The following is a 16626-nucleotide window of genomic DNA, read 5'->3' as shown; positions in this document are numbered from 1 at the left end:
CGTTCCTGCTGCGATCTACGGAGTAGCAGCACTGTTCTTCTGCCATTGGCTTGCGAGGCGAGTAGCACGGCAGGTTCAATCTAAGGCGTCCGACTAATGTTCTCCAAAATCCTCATCGCCAACCGGGGCGAGATTGCTTGCCGGGTCATCAAGACCGCGCGGCGCATGGGTATCGCGACGGTCGCGGTCTATTCCGATGCCGACGCCCGCGCGCCGTTCGTGCGGATGGCGGACGAGGCGGTGCATATCGGGCCGTCGCCCGCCGCCGAAAGCTACCTGGTTGCGGACAAGATCATCGCCGCCTGCAAGCAGACCGGCGCCGAGGCGGTGCATCCGGGCTACGGTTTCCTGTCGGAGCGCACCAGCTTTGCCGAGGCGCTGGCGGCCGAGGGTATCGCCTTCATCGGTCCGCCGGTGAACGCGATCGCGGCGATGGGCGACAAGATCGAGTCCAAGAAGCTGGCGAAGGAAGCGGGGGTCAACGTCGTCCCCGGCTTCGTCGGCGAGATCGAGGATACCGAGCACGCGGTGCGTATTTCGTCGGAAATCGGCTATCCGGTGATGATGAAGGCATCGGCCGGCGGCGGGGGCAAGGGGATGCGGCTCGCCTACACCGAACAGGACGTGCGGGAGGGGTTTGAGGCGGTCAAGCGCGAGGGGCTGAACAGCTTCGGCGACGACCGCGTGTTCATCGAGAAGTTCATCCTCAATCCGCGCCATATCGAAATCCAGATCCTGGGCGATCAGCACGGCAACATCCTCTACCTCAACGAGCGCGAGTGCAGCATCCAGCGCCGCCACCAGAAGGTGGTCGAAGAAGCGCCGTCGCCCTTCGTCACCCCCGCGATGAGGAAAGCGATGGGCGAGCAGTGCGTCGCGCTCGCCCGCGCGGTCGGGTATTACAGCGCGGGCACGGTCGAACTGATCGTCAGCGGCGCCGACCCGACGGGGGAAAGCTTCTACTTCCTCGAAATGAACACCCGGCTGCAGGTCGAACACCCGGTGACCGAGGCGATCACGGGCATCGATCTGGTCGAACAGATGATCCGGGTCGCGGCCGGTGAAAAGCTTGCCCTGACGCAGGGCGATATCGGTATTGACGGCTGGGCGATCGAAAACCGCGTCTATGCCGAAGACCCCTATCGCGGGTTCCTCCCCAGCACCGGGCGGCTGGTCCGCTATGACCCGCCGGTCGAGGGCTGGACCGACGATGGCACCGCCAACGGCCGCCGCGGGGTGGACGGCGTGCGCGTTGATGACGGTGTGTTTGAGGGCGGTGAGGTGTCGATGTTCTACGACCCGATGATCGCCAAGCTGATCACCTGGGGCGAAACCCGCGACGAGGCGGCGGACCTCCAGATCGCCGCGCTGGATGCGTTCGAGATCGAGGGGCTAGGGCACAATATCGATTTCCTGTCCGCCATCATGCAGCATCCGCGCTTCCGTTCGGGCGAACTGACCACCGGCTTCATCGCCGAGGAATATCCCGACGGCTTCGAAGGTGCCCCGCTGACCGAAGATCTGCGCGGCAAACTCGCCGCGCTGGCCGGCTGGCTGGCGATCGTCCGTGCCGACCGAGCGCTGCAGGTCAGCGGTGGGATCGACGAGCACCGCGAGCCCGATTACGACTGGATCGTGCGCCTCGCCGGCGAGGATCACGCTGTCTCGATGGACGAGGAAGGGGAGATCACGGTCGATGGCGCGGTGGTGCCGATGGAGGCCGAATATACCCCCGGCGACCGGCTGATCGAGGCCGAGATGGAGGACGAGATGCTCGCCGTACAGGTGGTGCCGACCCGCAGCGGCTTCCGCCTTACCGCGCGTGGCGGCCAGCACGCTGCCAGCGTCCTGCCAGCGCGGCTGGCGCATCTGCGTCAACACATGATCGAAAAGGTTCCGCCCGACCTCAGCAAGTTCCTGATCTGCCCGATGCCAGGCCTGCTGGTCCGGCTCGACGTTCAGGAAGGCGACGAAGTTCAGCCCGGCCAGCCGCTCGCCGTGGTCGAGGCGATGAAGATGGAAAACATCCTCCGCGCCGAAAAGGCCGCCAAGGTGAAAAAGGTCAACGCGCAGGCAGGCGACAGCCTGGCGGTCGATGCGGTGATCCTGGAGCTGGAGTGAGCAGGCGAGAAATCTGGACCATCGGGTACGAACAGACGATTCCGGCCGATTTCACTGCGGCGCTGACGACGGCAGGCGTGGAGGTGCTGGCCGATGTTCGCGCCCTCCCGCTGTCACGCCGGCCTGGCTTCTCCAAGACCCCGCTGTCGGGCGCGATGGCCGAGGCGGGGATCGCCTATCGCCACTTCAAGCCGCTCGGCACGCCAGCCGATGGCCGTGCCGCGGCGCGCAAGGGCAACGATGCCGAACTGGCGCGGATCTATGCCGGCCAGCTGGAACTGCCCGAAGCCATGGCAGCGATGGCCGAATTGCGCGCGTTGGCCGAGGAACGGCGCGTGGCGCTGCTGTGTTACGAACGCTCGCCCGACCACTGCCACCGGCAATTGCTGGTGCGCGAGCTGTTCGGCGATTTTACCGTGACTGACCTGTTTCCCTAATCCTCGATCAGCGCCACTGCCCTGATCCACCCCGCGCTGGCGCGGTCGATTTTCACCGGAAAGCAGCTCAGCGTGAAGCCGAAGGGCGGCAGCGCTGCGAGATTGGTCAGCTTTTCGATCTGCCAATAGGGGCGGATGCGGCCAGCCTTGTGCCCTTCCCAGATGATCGACGGATCGCGGTTTTCGGCCCAGCGGCGCGCGGTGTGGCTGAACGGCGCATCCCAACTCCAGGCATCGGTGCCGACCACCTCGATGCCGCGCTCGGTCAGCCACAAGGTCGCCTCGGCGCCCAGGCCGACGCCCTGATCGGTGAAGTTGTCGGTGCCATAGACCGCGCCCGACTGGACCAGCACGATGTCGAGCGGCTGGAGGGCATATCCGATCCGCGCCAGTTCCGCCTCGACCTCTGCCGCGCTGACCACATGACCGTGCGGCAGGTGGCTGAAATCGAGCTTCACGCCGGGGCGGAAGAACCGGTCTAGCGGGGCCTCGTCAATGCTCGGCGCAGGCCTCGCGCCGCTGTCGGTGGTCGAATGGTAATGCCACGGGGCGTCCATGTGGGTGCCGTTATGCGTCGCCAGTGTCACCGTTTCGACCGCCCAGCCTTCTCCGTCGGGCAGATCGTCGCGGGTGAGGCCGGGGAAGAACAACGCAATCTGCTCCCAGCTGGTTTCGTGCGTGACGTATTCGATCCGCGGTCGCATCACCGGCGGGTCCGAGATCACATCGTTGCTGATCGGGATCGACAGGTCGATGAAACGGGTCATCGGACGAGCTCCTCGTCCAAGAACGCGGCCACATCGCCCAGCGCCACGTCGCGCGCGAGAAACGCCGCGCCAATCCCGCGCAGCAGCACAAAGGGGAGGGTGCCGGCATCCATCTTCTTGTCGTGCCGCATATGTTGGGCGAGCCGCGCACCATCGCAGGCGAGGCCCAGCGCGGGCAGAGTGGCGGGCAATCCTGCAGCCTCGATGCTACGGCCGATCCGCGCGGCATCCGCGCCGGCGAGCAGGCCCAGACGGGCGGAATAGCGCGCCGAGAGCACCATCCCCAGTGCCACCGCCTCGCCATGCAGCAGGCGATCGGAAAAGCCGGTTTCCGCTTCCAGCGCATGGCCGAACGTATGGCCGAGATTGAGCAGCGCGCGGGTGCCGGTGGTCTCGCGCTCGTCCTCGGCAACGATGCGCGCCTTGGCGGCGACGCTGGTGGCGATGGCCTGTTCCAGCGCTGCACCCTCGCGTGCCAGCACAGCCGCGCCGTGCGCTTCCAGCCAGTCGAAGAACGCCGCATCGCCCAGCACGCCGTATTTCAACACTTCGGCATAGCCGGCGCGCATTTCGCGCTGGGGCAGGGTGGCGAGGGTGGTGGTATCGGCCAGCACCAGCGATGGCTGGTGAAACGCGCCGACGAGATTCTTCCCCGCCACCGTGTTGATCGCGGTCTTCCCGCCAACGCTCGAATCGACCTGCGCCAGCAAAGTCGTGGGGAGCTGTATGAAGCCGCAGCCGCGCTTGAGGATCGCGCAGGCAAAGCCTGTAAGGTCACCCACCACCCCGCCGCCGAAGGCCAGCACATGATCGCCACGTTCGACGCCCTGGGCGAGCAGCCAGTCGGTCAACCGGGCGAGCCCTTCCCAGCTTTTCGACGCCTCGCCCGCCGGAACCTCGAAGATTGCGGGCGCAAACCCCGCTGCTTCCAGCGCCCCGATCAGTCGCGGGCCTTGCGCGGCAAGTGCGCCGGCATCGGCCACCACCGGCACGGCCTGTTTGCGGAGGAAGCGGCGCAGGCTCTCGCCGCACCTCTCGTAAAGGGCGGGGCCGATCAGCACCTGATAGCTGCGCCCGGCCAGCGCCACGTCGATCACAGCCATTGGTCGATCCCCCGCAAGATGGCGTGGGCGGTTGCCTGATACGATCCAGCGCTGCTGTCCACCCGCACCGGCGCCTCGGCGTAGAAGGGGCGGCGCGCCTGGTCGAGATCGCGCAGAATCGCCGCCGGATCGCCCGCAGCGAGCAATGGCCGCGTGTTGCGCCGGCCGGTTCGTTCGATCAGCACGCTGAGCGGACAGTCGAGCCACACGGCGATCGCTTCGTCGATCACCAGCGCCCTGGTCGCCGGATCGACAAAGGCGCCGCCCCCCGTGGCGATCACCCCGTGGCCTTCGGCAATCAGCCGGGCGATCACCCGGCGTTCGCCATCGCGAAAAGCCGCCTCGCCGAAGTCGGCAAAGATCTCGCTGACCGAGCGGCCGGCGGATTGTTCGATCGCATGATCCGCATCGACGAAATCGCGGTCCAGCAGCGCCGCCAGCCGCCGGCCCACCGTGGTTTTGCCCACCCCCATCAGCCCGACCAGCACGATCGGCCGGTCGATCCGCCGCGCGATGGCGGCGATGCCAGTTGCATCGAAGGGTGGCCTGCTGCCGCGCATTGATGCGGGGCCTATAGAAGGGTAGAGGCAGGCGCAATCGAGCACAGCTTGGACAGGATAAGCACAAACTTGGCGATGGCGCGCAAACGTATCTGGCTTGTCGCAGCGGTCGCCTTCGCGGCCGTGCTCGTCTGGGCGTATATCGATGGCGGCGAAGAGCCGCTGCGCCCGGTGGCCTATGATGTTGCCGTGCCGGGGCAGCCGCGATGAGCGCGCGGCCGGTCCGCATTGCGTGCGTTGCGCTGGCGCTGGCGCTGGCCGGCGGATGGGCGGCGGCGCTGGCCGCACCGCAATCGATCCTTCCGCCGGGGTTCGAAAATCCTGCACCGACACCCACGCCCCCATCGCGGCTATCGCCCGGCGCCAGCCCGACCGGGCAGCCGGCGCCGATCCCGGGCGCGACCAGTTCGCCCGTGGTACAGGATTTGCCATCAGCAGGTGGCACAGGCCGCAGCGGCGGCGCGCCTGCGCCCGTAATCGCCGGCCCCTTGCCGAGCCTGCCGGCCAACCTGCCCAGCCTCGCCGAACTCGAATCGATGTCCACGGACGAGCTGGACCAGCTGTTCGGCCTGCGCCCCAAGGTCGATATGCCTGCCGCCGCGCGACGCTCGATGGATGCGGTGGGTATTCTGGCGGAAGAGGAAGGCGGCCTGCCCGCAGCATCGCTCGCCGGGCAACCGGGCGCGCTGGTCCGCGCGGCGCTCGCGGGGACGGATGAGCCGCTGGTGTCGCGCTGGGGGCATATCCTGCTGCGCCGCGCGCTCAGCAGCCGGCTCGCCGCGCCGGAAGGGATCGAGCCGGCCGAGTTCGCCGCGCTGCGAACGCGCGTCCTCAACACCCTGGGCGAACACCCCGCCGCGCGCGCGCTGGCGCAGGATGTCGACACCGCCAATTACAGCCCGGCGCTGACCAATGCGGCGATCGATGCCTATGTCGGTTCGGCCGATATTGTCGGTGCCTGCCCGGCCGTCCGCTTACAGACGCTCGACAACCGAAGCGAACCCCGTGTCCGCCTGTTGCAGGGCATCTGCAACGCCTTCGCGGGCGAGGGGACACGCGCCCAGCGCGATCTACGGCAGGCATTCTCGCGCCGCGTTGCGCCGCCGATCGATGTGCTGCTGGCGCAGCGCTACGCAGGTGCCGCCGCCAAGAGCCGCCGGGCGGTCAATATCGAGTGGGACACCGTAACCGAACTCAATCCGTGGCGCTTTGCCTTGGCAACCGCGTTGGGCGAGGAAATCCCGGAAAAGCTGCGGGCCGACGCCGGGCCCTATTACCAGCGCGCCTGGGCGCTGTCGCCGGCCGTGCCGCTGGCATTGCGCGCGACTGGGGCGCAGCGCGCGGCGCGTGAAGGGCTGCTGTCATCGGCGGCGATGGTCGATCTCTATTCGCAGATCTACACGCTCGATAATCCCGAAACGCCGGAGGGCGCCGTAGCAGTCCTGCTGCGCCGTGCCTACCGTGCGGCCGATCCAGCCGTGCGGGTGCAGGCAATGCGCGACATCTGGGGCGGCGAAGGCGTCCCGGCTTATGAGCGGCAGGTGCTGACCGCCTACGCCGCGGCGCAACTGGTGCCGTCAGACGCGCTCGAAGAGCACGCAGCGCCGCTGATCGCGTCGATGCTCACCGCCGGGCTGGATCGCGATGCGCTGGCCTGGGCACCGATTGTCAGTACTGGAAGCGAGGGCTGGGCGCTGCTCGCATTGGCGCAGCCGGGCGGTAAGATTTCGGTCCCGACCGGCGCGATCAGCGATTTCATTGGTGACGATCCCAGCGAAGCGAAGCGCAAATCGCAGTTCCTCGTCGCCGCGCTGGCCGGGTTGGGCCGGATAGACGAAGGCGCGCGCGACGATCTGGCGGACGATCTGGGCATAAGTTTCGGTGGCAGGACCCGCTGGACCCGCGCCATCGAGGCCGCCGGAGCCACGCGCAATCCCGCGCTGGCGGCGTTTCTGGCCGGGCTCGGAATGCAGGGCGATAGCTGGGCGCGAATGACCCCGCGCCATCTGTACCACATCGTCCGCGCGCTCAACCAAGCGGGCCTGTCTGCCGAAGCGCGGATGATCGCGGCGGAGGCGGTTGCGCGCGGCTGATGTCGGCCGATAGCGACGCGTTTCTGGCCATGCTGGCCGCCGAACGCGGTGCGGCGGCCAATACCATCGCCGCCTATCGCCGCGATCTGGCCGGCGCCGCCGAGTTTGTCGGCGATCTGGCGAGCGCGGGCCGCGACGAGCTTGCCGCGCTCGCTGGGCATTGGTCGGAACTGGCACCCGCCACCGTGGCGCGCAAGGTGTCGGCACTGCGGCAGTTTTACGGCTTTCTGATCGATGAAGGGCGCATTGCCGACGATCCGTCCGATGCGCTGCCGCGCCCGGCAACGCGTCGGCCGTTGCCCAAACTGCTGTCGCACGAGGACATCGCCCGCCTGTTCGACCGCGCAGCGCTGGAGGCTGAAGGGGGCGAGATTCGCGCCGTACGCCAGTTGGCGCTGCTCGAAATGCTCTACGGATCAGGCCTCAGGGCGACCGAACTGGTCGCGCTCCCGCTGGCGGCTTTGCCACGCGATGCACCCTTCGTGACGATAAGGGGGAAGGGCGGACAGGAACGCGTGGTGCCGATCTCCACACGCGCCAAAGCCGCGTTGAACCGCTGGGCCGAGCTGCGCCCTTCGGGTTCGCGTTACGTGTTCCCGGCCAGCGGGCGGTCGAGCGCGGGGCACTTGTCGCGCGTGCGCTTGTATCAATTGCTCAAGGGGCTGGCAGGCCGGGCAGGGATCGATCCGGCCAGAATTAGCCCCCATGTGCTGCGCCACGCCTTTGCCACCCACCTGCTCGAAGGGGGCGCGGATTTGCGCATATTGCAGGCGCTGCTCGGCCATGCCGATATCGCGACCACGCAGATTTATACCCATGTCGATGCGGCGCGGCTGGTGGAACTGGTGAATAGCCGGCATCCGCTCGCCGCGCGCGGCCTTGCCCGGGGGGGCACATCGGTTTAGCGCACCGGCCATGCTGTCCTATCTCGAATTCGAGAAGCCTGTCGGCGAACTCGACGCCCGCATCGCCGAACTGCGCGCCGCTGCCGAAGGCGATGCCGAGGTCGATATCACGCAGGAGCTGGAGCGGCTCGAGAAACGCAGCCGCGACCTGCTCGCCAGCACCTATGCCGCGCTGACCCCATGGCAGAAGACGCAGGTTGCCCGCCATCCCTCGCGCCCGCATTTCCGCGATTACGTGGCGCTCGCCTTCGACGAATTCATGCCGCTGGGCGGGGATCGATTTTACGGCGAGGATGAGGCGATAATGGGCGGGTTGGCCCGGCTGGGCGGGCGGCGCGTGGTACTGATCGGCCACGAGAAGGGTAACGATACCGCCAGCCGGCTGCGGCACAATTTCGGCATGGGCAAGCCCGAAGGCTATCGCAAGGCGATCCGCCTGATGGAACTGGCCGGGCGGTTCGGTCTGCCGGTCGTCACGCTGGTCGATACGTCGGGCGCGTTTCCCGGCGTCGAGGCGGAAGAGCGCGGGCAGGCCGAAGCGATCGCCCGCTCGACCGAAGCGTGCCTCGGCCTACCGGTGCCGATGGTGGCGACGATCGTCGGTGAAGGCGGGTCGGGAGGCGCGGTCGCGCTGGCCAGCGCCGAGCGGGTGCTGATGCTGGAGCACGCGGTCTATTCGGTTATTTCGCCCGAAGGCTGTGCCTCGATCCTGTGGCGCACCGCCGACAAGGCGCCCGATGCAGCGCAGGCGATGCGGATCACCGCGCAGGATCTCGAGCAGCTTGGCGTGATCGACCGCATCGTGCCCGAACCGGTCGGCGGGGCCCACCGCGATCCGGCAACGATGGCTGCTTCGCTCGCGGCGGCGATTGGCCAGGAGCTTGATGCGCTGGCCGATTTGCCGGTCGATCAGCTCCGCCGCCAGCGCGAGGATCGCTTTTTGCGGATCGGCGCTATCTGACTCGCGGCTGACAGGCCGGTTCAGGCGCAAGCGGGAACGATTGCGCTAGATTTATTGTTACGCAGGAAACCGCCCTTGGTGGGGTGCGGCGAAGCTGAACAATAAAGGAAGATCCATGCGCTCCATCCCCAAGCTCGCTTTGGCCACCTCGGTCGCTGCCCTCGCATTGGCCGGATGCGCCACGGCAAATGCCCAGACCCGCAGCCGGACTCCGGCGGCCAATGCCCCCATCAGCGCGGCAGAAGCGCAGCAGGGTGCCGAAGCGCACCCCCAGATACTCTCCGAGTTCGGGGGTACCTATACCGGTCCGCAGGCGCGTTATATCGAAACAGTCGGCAAGAACATCGCCGTCCAGTCTGGCCTGGCCGGCGCGCGCGATGCGTTCACCGTTTCGACTATCGACAGTTCTGTGAACAACGCCTTCGCGATCCCCGGCGGTTATATCTACACCACCCGCCAACTGGTGGCGCTGATGAACAACGAGGCGGAATTGGCGGCCGTGCTCGGTCACGAGGTCGCCCACGTCGCAGCCCGTCATGCGCAGCGGCGCCAGCAGAACGCTACGCGCAACACGTTGCTGGGCGGTCTTGGAGCAATTCTCTCAGGCGTGCTGCTCGGAAATTCGCAAATCGGTCAGACATTGTCGCGCGGTCTGCTGCAAGGCTCGCAGATGCTGACACTGTCGTTCTCGCGCAATCAGGAACTCGAGGCTGACCGCTTGGGCATCGGCTATCTCCAGCGCGCCGGTTACGATCCGCGGGCGATGTCGACGGTGCTGACAAGCCTTGCGCGCCAAAACGCGCTCGACGCGCAATTGCAAAATCGCAATGCCAGCATTCCCGAATGGGCCTCGACTCACCCCGACCCAGCCAGCCGTGTACAAACGGCGGCGCGGCTTGCCCAGGGCATGGCGGGCCTGACCAACCGCGATACGTTCCTGCAAAACATCAGCGGCATCGTTTATGGGGACGATCCGAAGCAGGGCGTCATCGAAGGGCGCACATTCATTCACCCCGAACTGCGCTTTGCCTTCACCGCGCCGAACGGGTTCTACATGGTCAACAGCCCGCGCGCAGTGTCGATTAATGGCCAGTCGGGCCGCGCGCAGCTGTCGATGGCGCAATATAACGGCAATCTGGAAAGCTATGTGACGCAGGTGTTCGCCGCACTTGGCGGCAACCAGCAACGCCTCTCCCCGCAGCAGATGCAGCGCACGAGCGTCAATGGCCTGCCCGCCGCTTACGGCATTGCCCGGGTCAATCAGGGCAACAGCCAGGTGGATGTCGTGGTGTTTGCCTATGACATGGGTAACGGGCAGGCGTATCATTTTACCGCCATCACGCCGGCGGGGCGCTCAGGCGTGTTCAACCCGATGTTCCAGTCCATGCGGCGGATCAACCAGGCCGAGGCGGGCAGCGTGGTGCCGCGCCGGGTCGAAGTGGTGCAGGTACGTAGCGGCGACACGGTGCGTTCGCTGGCGAGCCGGATGGCCTATACCGACGCGCAGGAGGCGCGATTCCGCGTGCTGAACGGTTTGGGCAACGCCGAAGAGGTGCAGCCGGGTCAGCGCGTCAAGGTGGTGGTCCGCGCGGCACGCTGATAGCGGCGCGGGCAAAACAAAAGGGCGGCGGGTCTCCCCGCCGCCCTTTGTTTTGGACCTAAGCCGTGGCTTAGTCGGCGCCAACGCCCGGGTTGTCCTGCGCATCCTGAAGGGTGGTGTCGACGGTGGTGAAGGTGTCGCCCACTTCGTCGCCCACTGCGCTCATGGCGGTGATGGCGGCGACGGCGATCAGAGCGGCGATCAGGCCGTATTCGATGGCGGTCGCGCCGGCTTCGTCACGGATCAGCTTGTTGAGGAACTTCATTGTTGGTCTCCCTGTTCGGTCTTCAAACCCGGCCCGCCCCGTTTCGTAACTTTCCGGATCGAGCGATTGGATGGATAGAACCAAAGGTGTTAAAAAATCCTAATCAGCGCCGACCAAAGGATCGGGGTCGGAAATGCTGCTATCGAGATCCAGCCACATACCGCGCGTGCCCGCCCCGGTGCTGGCCATGATTCCGATCACGGAAATTCCAATCAAAGTGACCAGCAAGCCATACTCAATCGCGGTGGCACCACGCTGATCCCGCCAAATCCGGCCGATAATATCTGGGCGCCGCATAAATTTCCCCCGCACAAGGTGTTGGACGCGCGGAGCCTGCTCGTTCAGTCGTTAAAGTTCGGTTTCATGGAGGCTCAGAGGTGGAAGATATCCCGACATGGGTTCCCGTCGTTGCGCTAGCCCTCAGCGATGGCGCAGGGCGATGGCTGATGCACCGACGGCCCGCGCACAAGCAACATGGCGGCCTGTGGGAGTTCCCGGGCGGCAAAGTGGAGCTGGGCGAAATACCCCGTGACGCGCTGGTGCGTGAGATACAGGAAGAACTCGGATTGACCATCGCTTCGGACGACCTCGAACCCGCCGCATTCGCCGATGCTGGTATCGTTGGTGCACCTGTCATCCTGCTTTACAGGTGCGCCCGATCGAGCGGACCCGAGCCGAGGGCGCTTGAGGGTGGTGCAGTAGGCTGGTTCACCCACGCCGATATCAGCCAGCTCGACACCCCGCCGCTTGATCGCGAGCTTGCGCGGGCGCTATCCGGCACGGGACATCGCGGCGGACCGTCTTAGGGACTTGCCAAGCCCTGCCACCCTCCGTATGTGCGCCGCTCCAAGCGCGCCCGTAGCTCAGCTGGATAGAGCACCAGACTACGAATCTGGGGGTCAGAGGTTCGAATCCTTTCGGGCGCGCCAATTCTTCCAAATCGCGAAACCGCGGGCGGCGTCAATCAGTCGTCCCGTTCGAGCGCAGCCATATCGTCATCGCTGAAGCCGAAATGATGGCCCGCCTCGTGCACGACAACATGGCGGATCAGCGCACCCAGCTCGACGCCCGTCGCCTTCCATTCGGCAAGCAATGGCTGGCGGAACAGCGAAATGCGCGGCGGCAGATCGCCCGACGACCAGACCGATTGTTCGGGCAGCGGGCGCCCCTCATAAGGCCCGGTAAGCTCCCACCGGTCGTCGAGACCAACTTCGGCAAGCTGCTCGGCAGTGGCAAACTCGTGGACTTTCACGATGACGTCGGAGAGCTGTTCGCGGAAGCGAGATGGCAAGCTGCCGAATGCCTGCTGCGCCAGTCGCTCGAAATCGGCTGTGGTGGGATCGCCACTATGTGTCATCATCCCGATGTAAGCTGACCGCCCGCCGCTGCAAGCCGCCACGACCGATCAGCGATTGACCGGAATAGCTGGTGCGCACATGACATCGGCGAACCGTTGGCAAGAAGCGGGATGGCAGTGGGGGACATCACCAATAACAAGGACGAACCGGTGGCGGACGATGCCACCGAACTTGACCAGCTTGTCGCCGGGTCTGCAGAACCCGGCGTTTGGCGGTTCGCCCGCGCCACACGCGCCTCGGTCATCATCGATGCGGCGGACTATTTTGCGCTGATGCACGAGGCCATGCTGCGCACACAGCAGCGTTTCCTGTTGGTCGGGTGGGATTTCGACACACGGATCAAGCTCATCCAGGGTCGGCGCTGGTGGCACCGCGCCAGCCGCGAACAGCGGCGCGAGCGGCTGGGCAAGTTCATCCTGTGGCTCGCGCGCCGGAACCCCGGGATTGATATCCGCATCCTCAAATGGAGTTACGGCGCGATCCATTTCCTGACCCGCGGCATCATGGCCTGGGACATGATTCGCTGGGCGCGCGAAAAGAACATCACCTTCAATTTCGACACCATCCACCCGGTCGGGGCGACCCATCATCAGAAGATCGTCATCCTCGACGATCGTTTTGCCGTCTGCGGCGGAATCGACATGACTGTGCGCCGCTGGGACACGCGCGAGCATCTCGAACATGACCGGCGGCGGCGGGATACCCGGGGCAAGCCGTATCAGCCGTGGCACGATGCGACGATGATGGTCGAAGGCGACGTCGCGGCGGCGCTCGGCGTTCTCGGACGCTGGCGGTGGGAGCATTCGAGCGGCGAAACGCTCGCTCCGGTAAGCGACGATACCTGCGAAAGCCCGTGGCCTACGGCGCTGAAGGCGCAATTCGAGGATGTCGAGATCGGCATTGCTCGCACTCGCGGCGGGCTGGAGGATGCGTGCCAGATCGACGAGATCGCAAATCTGTTCGAAATCCAGATCGCATCGGCCAAGAAGTTCATTTACGCCGAGAGCCAGTATTTCGCCTCGCACCGGATCGCCAATGCGATTGCCAAGCGGTTGACCCAGCCCGATCCGCCGGAAATCTTTATCGTCCATCCCGCCAATGCCGATGGCTGGCTGGAACAGCAGGCGATGGATCATGCCCGCGCCGAACTGGTCCGCGTGCTGGGCGAGGCCGATCCCGAAGGGCGGTTCAACCTCTACATTCCCTATACCGGCGAGACGCCGGTCTACGTCCACGCCAAGATGATGATCGTCGACGACCGGATTTTCCGCATCGGTTCGGCCAATATGAACAACCGTTCGCTCGGCCTCGACAGCGAATGCGACCTGTTCATCGATGCGAGTCGGCCCGGCAATGAACACTGTGCCGAACAGATCCGCCAAATCCGCCATGGCCTGCTGGCAGAGCATTGCGGGATCGCTCCTGAAGAGGTCGGGCCGCTCCTCGAACAGCATGGCTCGATGCGGGCGATGGTCGATGCCCTCGGCCGGTCGCGCAAGCGCACCTTGCGCCGGTACGAATTGCCCGTGCTTAACGCTGTCCAGGAGGCGATCGCGCAATCGGGTATTCTCGATCCCGAAAGGCCCGAGGAGCTGTTCGAAACCTACCCAGAAGGCGGCCTTTTTCGTGAAGGGTCGCGACTTGAACGACTGCGTAAGCGGTTCGCCCGCAAGAAGGAAACGGCATGAGCCTGAATGACGACACGCCCGACAATGGCGACCTCGTATCACCGCCTGCCAAGCTGCCGGTGCCCGACGAGGTGCAGGCGGCCATCCGCACGCTGATCCGCTGGGCCGGCGACGATCCCGAACGCGAGGGGCTGATCGACACACCGGCGCGCGTCGGCCGGGCGTGGCGCGAATATTGCTCGGGCTACCGGGAAGACCCGGCGCAGCACCTTGCGCGCGTGTTCGAGGAGGTCGGCGGATATAACGAGATCGTGCTGCTGAAGGACATCCCGTTCCAGTCGCATTGCGAACATCACATGGCGCCGATTACCGGCAAGGCGGCGATCGCCTATTTGCCCAGGGACCGGGTGGTCGGCATCTCGAAACTGGCGCGGGTGCTGCACGGGTTTGCGCGCCGGTTGCAGGTGCAGGAGCGGCTGACCGCCGAAGTGGCCGATTGCATCTGGGACCACCTCCAGCCGCAAGGCGTGGCGGTGGTGATCGAGGCGGTGCATGGCTGCATGACCGCGCGAGGGGTGCGCACGCCCGGTGTCGGCATGATCACCAGCCGGATGATGGGCACGTTCCTCGAAGATCACCGCAGCCGCGAGGAAGTGCTGCGGCTGATGGGGTACTGACCGGCCGGAGCCCATTGCCCCGGCCGGCCATCACGCGCTCAAAGCTGGCCGAGCATATGTTCGGCACTCGACACCTTGAAGTCGCCCGGTGCCTCGACGTTCAGCTCAGTGACCTTGCCGTCGTCGACGATCATCGAGAACCGCTGGCCGCGCTTGCCGAGGCCGAAGCCCGAACCGTCCATCGTCAGCCCCAGCGCTTCGGCGAATTCGCCATTGCCGTCGGCCAGCATGGTGACATCGTCCGAACCCGACGCCTTGCCCCAGGCGCCCATCACGAACGGATCGTTGACCGCGGTGCAGACGATTTCATCGACGCCCTTGGCCTTGAAATCATCGGCCTTCTCGACAAAGCCCGGCAGGTGCTTGGCCGAGCAGGTCGGGGTGAACGCGCCCGGCACCGAGAACAGCGCGACCTTCTTGCCCTTGAAATAATCGCCGCTCTGGACCTGTTCGGGCCCTTCGGCGGTTGCCTTGACCAGCTTCACATCGGGGAGGGTGTCGCCAACCTTGATCGTCATCGTCCGTGTTCCTTCCATGCTGTCCGCCCGAATGCGGATATAAGGATCGCTTTATATTTGCGTCACCAGCGCCCCTTGGCTAGGGGCGCGGCAGCCAATTTTCCAATCCATTGCCCGGCGCGACGGTTCCCCGTGCGCGCGACACAGGAGTGCCTCGTGGCCGAATTCACCGATTACGTCATCAAGGATCTCAGCCTCGCCGAATTCGGCCGCGACGAGATCGCCATTGCCGAAACCGAAATGCCCGGCCTGATGGCGCTGCGCGACGAGTTCGGCGCGGCCAAGCCCCTGCGCGGTGCGCGCATCACCGGCTCGCTGCACATGACCATCCAGACCGCGGTGCTGATCGAGACTCTGGTCGATCTGGGCGCCGATGTCCGCTGGGCGACCTGCAACATCTTTTCCACGCAGGATCACGCCGCCGCCGCCATCGCCGCCAGCAAGATCCCGGTTTTCGCGGTCAAGGGCGAGACGCTGGCCGAATATTGGGACTATGTCGGCCGTATCTTCGACTGGGCGACCGAGAGCGATCCGGACCAGACCGCCAACATGATCCTCGACGATGGCGGCGATGCGACGATGTTTGCGCTGTGGGGCGCACGGATTGAAGCGGGCGAGACGATGCCCGAACCCGCCAATGCCGAGGAAATCGAGATGCAGCGCGCGCTCAAGGCGTTTGTCGCCGCGCGGCCCGGCTATCTGACCCGCACCGTGCAGAACATTCGCGGCGTATCGGAAGAAACCACCACCGGCGTCCACCGGCTGTATCAGATCGCCAAGAACGGCAAGCTCCCGTTCCCGGCCATCAACGTCAATGACAGCGTGACCAAGTCGAAATTCGACAACCTCTATGGCTGCAAGGAATCGCTGGTCGATGCGATCCGCCGCGCGACCGACGTGATGCTGGCCGGCAAGGTCGCCTGCGTTGCCGGGTTCGGCGATGTCGGCAAGGGCAGCGCCGCATCGCTGCGCGCCGGCGGGGCGCGGGTGATGGTCACCGAAATCGACCCGATCTGTGCATTGCAGGCGGCGATGGAAGGCTACGAAGTCGTCACCATGGAAGAGGCCGTGAAGCGCTGCGACATCTTCGTGACTGCCACAGGCAATGAAGACGTCATCACCGCCGGCCACATGGAAGCGATGAAGCCGATGGCGATCGTGTGCAATATCGGCCATTTCGACAGCGAGATACAGATCGGCGCGCTCGACAATTACGAATGGAAAGAGGTCAAGCCGGGCACCGATCTCGTCACCTTCCCCGATGGCAAGCAGATCATCGTGCTGGCCAAGGGCCGGCTGGTGAACCTCGGCTGCGCGACCGGCCACCCCAGCTTCGTGATGAGCTGTTCGTTCACCAATCAGGTGCTCGCGCAGATCGAATTGTGGCAGCGCGGGCATGATTATTCGAAGGAGGTCCACATCCTCCCCAAGCATCTCGACGAGAAGGTCGCCGCGCTGCACCTGCCCAAGCTGGGGGTGAAGCTGACCGAGCTGTCGAAGAAGCAGGCCGATTATATCGGCGTGCCGCAGCACGGGCCGTTCAAGCCCGAACATTACCGCTACTGACCGCGAACCAGGCGGCCGGGCGCGCCCCGGCCGCCGCACCGCAAGTGCGCGGTGCCCCGAATTGCCG

General features: G+C 65.6%; 18 protein-coding genes and 1 tRNA gene. 12 read left to right on the top strand and 7 right to left on the bottom strand.

The annotated features are described in order from the left end of the window. Positions 1 to 96 precede the first annotated feature (96 nt). Both ILT46_RS05920 and ILT46_RS05915 read left to right on the top strand, forming a co-directional pair. Positions 97 to 2121 (top strand): acetyl-CoA carboxylase biotin carboxylase subunit, encoded by a 2025-nt coding sequence (locus ILT46_RS05920; RefSeq protein ID WP_199503714.1) that lies wholly within the window; start codon positions 97 to 99, stop codon positions 2119 to 2121. Further along, positions 2118 to 2558 carry a DUF488 domain-containing protein gene (locus ILT46_RS05915; RefSeq protein ID WP_199503713.1) on the top strand — a complete coding sequence of 147 codons (441 nt, stop codon included), beginning with the start codon at positions 2118 to 2120 and terminating at the stop codon, positions 2556 to 2558. The genes ILT46_RS05920 and ILT46_RS05915 overlap by 4 nt, the downstream gene beginning before the upstream one ends. Here ILT46_RS05915 and ILT46_RS05910 read toward each other — a convergent pair. From ILT46_RS05910 to ILT46_RS05900, 3 genes are read right to left on the bottom strand one after another with little or no spacing between them, the layout of a single operon-like run. After that, positions 2555 to 3325, bottom strand: coding sequence for a cyclase family protein (locus ILT46_RS05910; protein ID WP_199503712.1), 771 nt, complete (start codon positions 3323 to 3325; stop codon positions 2555 to 2557). The two genes, ILT46_RS05915 and ILT46_RS05910, sit on opposite strands and share 4 nt — an antisense overlap. After that, positions 3322 to 4428: a 3-dehydroquinate synthase gene (gene aroB / locus ILT46_RS05905; protein WP_199503711.1), complete on the bottom strand. Its 1107-nt coding sequence runs from the start codon at positions 4426 to 4428 to the stop codon at positions 3322 to 3324. Before aroB ends, ILT46_RS05910 begins: the two co-directional genes overlap by 4 nt. After that, positions 4419 to 4988 carry a shikimate kinase gene (locus ILT46_RS05900; RefSeq protein WP_199503710.1) on the bottom strand — a complete coding sequence of 190 codons (570 nt, stop codon included), beginning with the start codon at positions 4986 to 4988 and terminating at the stop codon, positions 4419 to 4421. The genes aroB and ILT46_RS05900 overlap by 10 nt, the downstream gene beginning before the upstream one ends. A gap of 75 nt (positions 4989 to 5063) precedes the next feature. Here ILT46_RS05900 and ILT46_RS12280 point away from each other — a divergent pair, with 75 nt between their 5' ends. The 5 genes from ILT46_RS12280 (at position 5064) to ILT46_RS05880 (ending at position 10547) form a co-directional block, all read left to right on the top strand. Further along, entirely contained in the window at positions 5064 to 5198 is a 135-nt protein-coding gene (locus ILT46_RS12280) for a hypothetical protein (RefSeq protein WP_255528357.1), read from the top strand. After that, positions 5195 to 7081, top strand: coding sequence for a hypothetical protein (locus ILT46_RS05895; protein WP_199503709.1), 1887 nt, complete (start codon positions 5195 to 5197; stop codon positions 7079 to 7081). The genes ILT46_RS12280 and ILT46_RS05895 overlap by 4 nt, the downstream gene beginning before the upstream one ends. Next, positions 7081 to 7986: a tyrosine recombinase gene (locus ILT46_RS05890; protein WP_199503708.1), complete on the top strand. Its 906-nt coding sequence runs from the start codon at positions 7081 to 7083 to the stop codon at positions 7984 to 7986. The genes ILT46_RS05895 and ILT46_RS05890 overlap by 1 nt, the downstream gene beginning before the upstream one ends. Positions 7987 to 7996: 10 nt before the next feature. After that, complete coding sequence (locus ILT46_RS05885) at positions 7997 to 8947, top strand: acetyl-CoA carboxylase carboxyltransferase subunit alpha (protein WP_199503707.1); 951 nt, start codon at positions 7997 to 7999, stop codon at positions 8945 to 8947. A gap of 115 nt (positions 8948 to 9062) precedes the next feature. Next, positions 9063 to 10547 (top strand): M48 family metalloprotease, encoded by a 1485-nt coding sequence (locus ILT46_RS05880; protein WP_199503706.1) that lies wholly within the window; start codon positions 9063 to 9065, stop codon positions 10545 to 10547. 70 nt (positions 10548 to 10617) lie between these two features. Here ILT46_RS05880 and ILT46_RS05875 read toward each other — a convergent pair whose 3' ends face one another. Continuing rightward, complete coding sequence (locus tag ILT46_RS05875; protein WP_199503705.1) at positions 10618 to 10812, bottom strand: Flp family type IVb pilin; 195 nt, start codon at positions 10810 to 10812, stop codon at positions 10618 to 10620. A gap of 99 nt (positions 10813 to 10911) precedes the next feature. Next, complete coding sequence (locus ILT46_RS05870) at positions 10912 to 11109, bottom strand: Flp family type IVb pilin (RefSeq protein ID WP_199503704.1); 198 nt, start codon at positions 11107 to 11109, stop codon at positions 10912 to 10914. Between the two features lie 80 nt (positions 11110 to 11189). Here ILT46_RS05870 and ILT46_RS05865 point away from each other — a divergent pair, with 80 nt between their 5' ends. Continuing rightward, entirely contained in the window at positions 11190 to 11618 is a 429-nt protein-coding gene (locus tag ILT46_RS05865; protein ID WP_199503703.1) for an NUDIX domain-containing protein, read from the top strand. A gap of 46 nt (positions 11619 to 11664) precedes the next feature. Continuing rightward, positions 11665 to 11741 (top strand) — tRNA-Arg (locus ILT46_RS05860). 35 nt (positions 11742 to 11776) lie between these two features. Here ILT46_RS05860 and ILT46_RS05855 read toward each other — a convergent pair. Continuing rightward, the gene (locus tag ILT46_RS05855; protein ID WP_370592352.1) at positions 11777 to 12172 is read right to left on the bottom strand and encodes a metallopeptidase family protein; all 396 of its coding nucleotides are present in this window, start codon (positions 12170 to 12172) and stop codon (positions 11777 to 11779) included. Between the two features lie 108 nt (positions 12173 to 12280). Between ILT46_RS05855 and ILT46_RS05850 the strand changes: the two genes are divergently transcribed. Together ILT46_RS05850 and folE are read left to right on the top strand one after the other, a co-directional pair. Further along, the gene (locus ILT46_RS05850; protein WP_199503702.1) at positions 12281 to 13858 is read left to right on the top strand and encodes a phospholipase D-like domain-containing protein; all 1578 of its coding nucleotides are present in this window, start codon (positions 12281 to 12283) and stop codon (positions 13856 to 13858) included. Next, entirely contained in the window at positions 13855 to 14475 is a 621-nt protein-coding gene (folE, locus tag ILT46_RS05845) for a GTP cyclohydrolase I FolE (RefSeq protein ID WP_199503701.1), read from the top strand. The genes ILT46_RS05850 and folE overlap by 4 nt, the downstream gene beginning before the upstream one ends. Before the next feature lie 38 nt (positions 14476 to 14513). On the opposite strand, the gene ILT46_RS05840 is transcribed toward folE, so the two are convergent. Further along, the gene (locus tag ILT46_RS05840) at positions 14514 to 14993 is read right to left on the bottom strand and encodes a peroxiredoxin (RefSeq protein WP_199503700.1); all 480 of its coding nucleotides are present in this window, start codon (positions 14991 to 14993) and stop codon (positions 14514 to 14516) included. A 156-nt stretch (positions 14994 to 15149) separates the two neighbouring features. On the opposite strand from ILT46_RS05840, the gene ahcY reads away from it, so the two are divergent. Next, positions 15150 to 16559, top strand: coding sequence for an adenosylhomocysteinase (ahcY, locus tag ILT46_RS05835; protein WP_199503699.1), 1410 nt, complete (start codon positions 15150 to 15152; stop codon positions 16557 to 16559). The last annotated feature ends 67 nt before the right edge of the window (positions 16560 to 16626 follow it).

The sequence above is a fragment of the Qipengyuania sp. YIM B01966 genome (assembly GCF_016461955.1).
Taxonomy (GTDB): domain Bacteria; phylum Pseudomonadota; class Alphaproteobacteria; order Sphingomonadales; family Sphingomonadaceae; genus QFOP01.
This window is presented reverse-complemented; position numbering and strand designations above follow the sequence as displayed.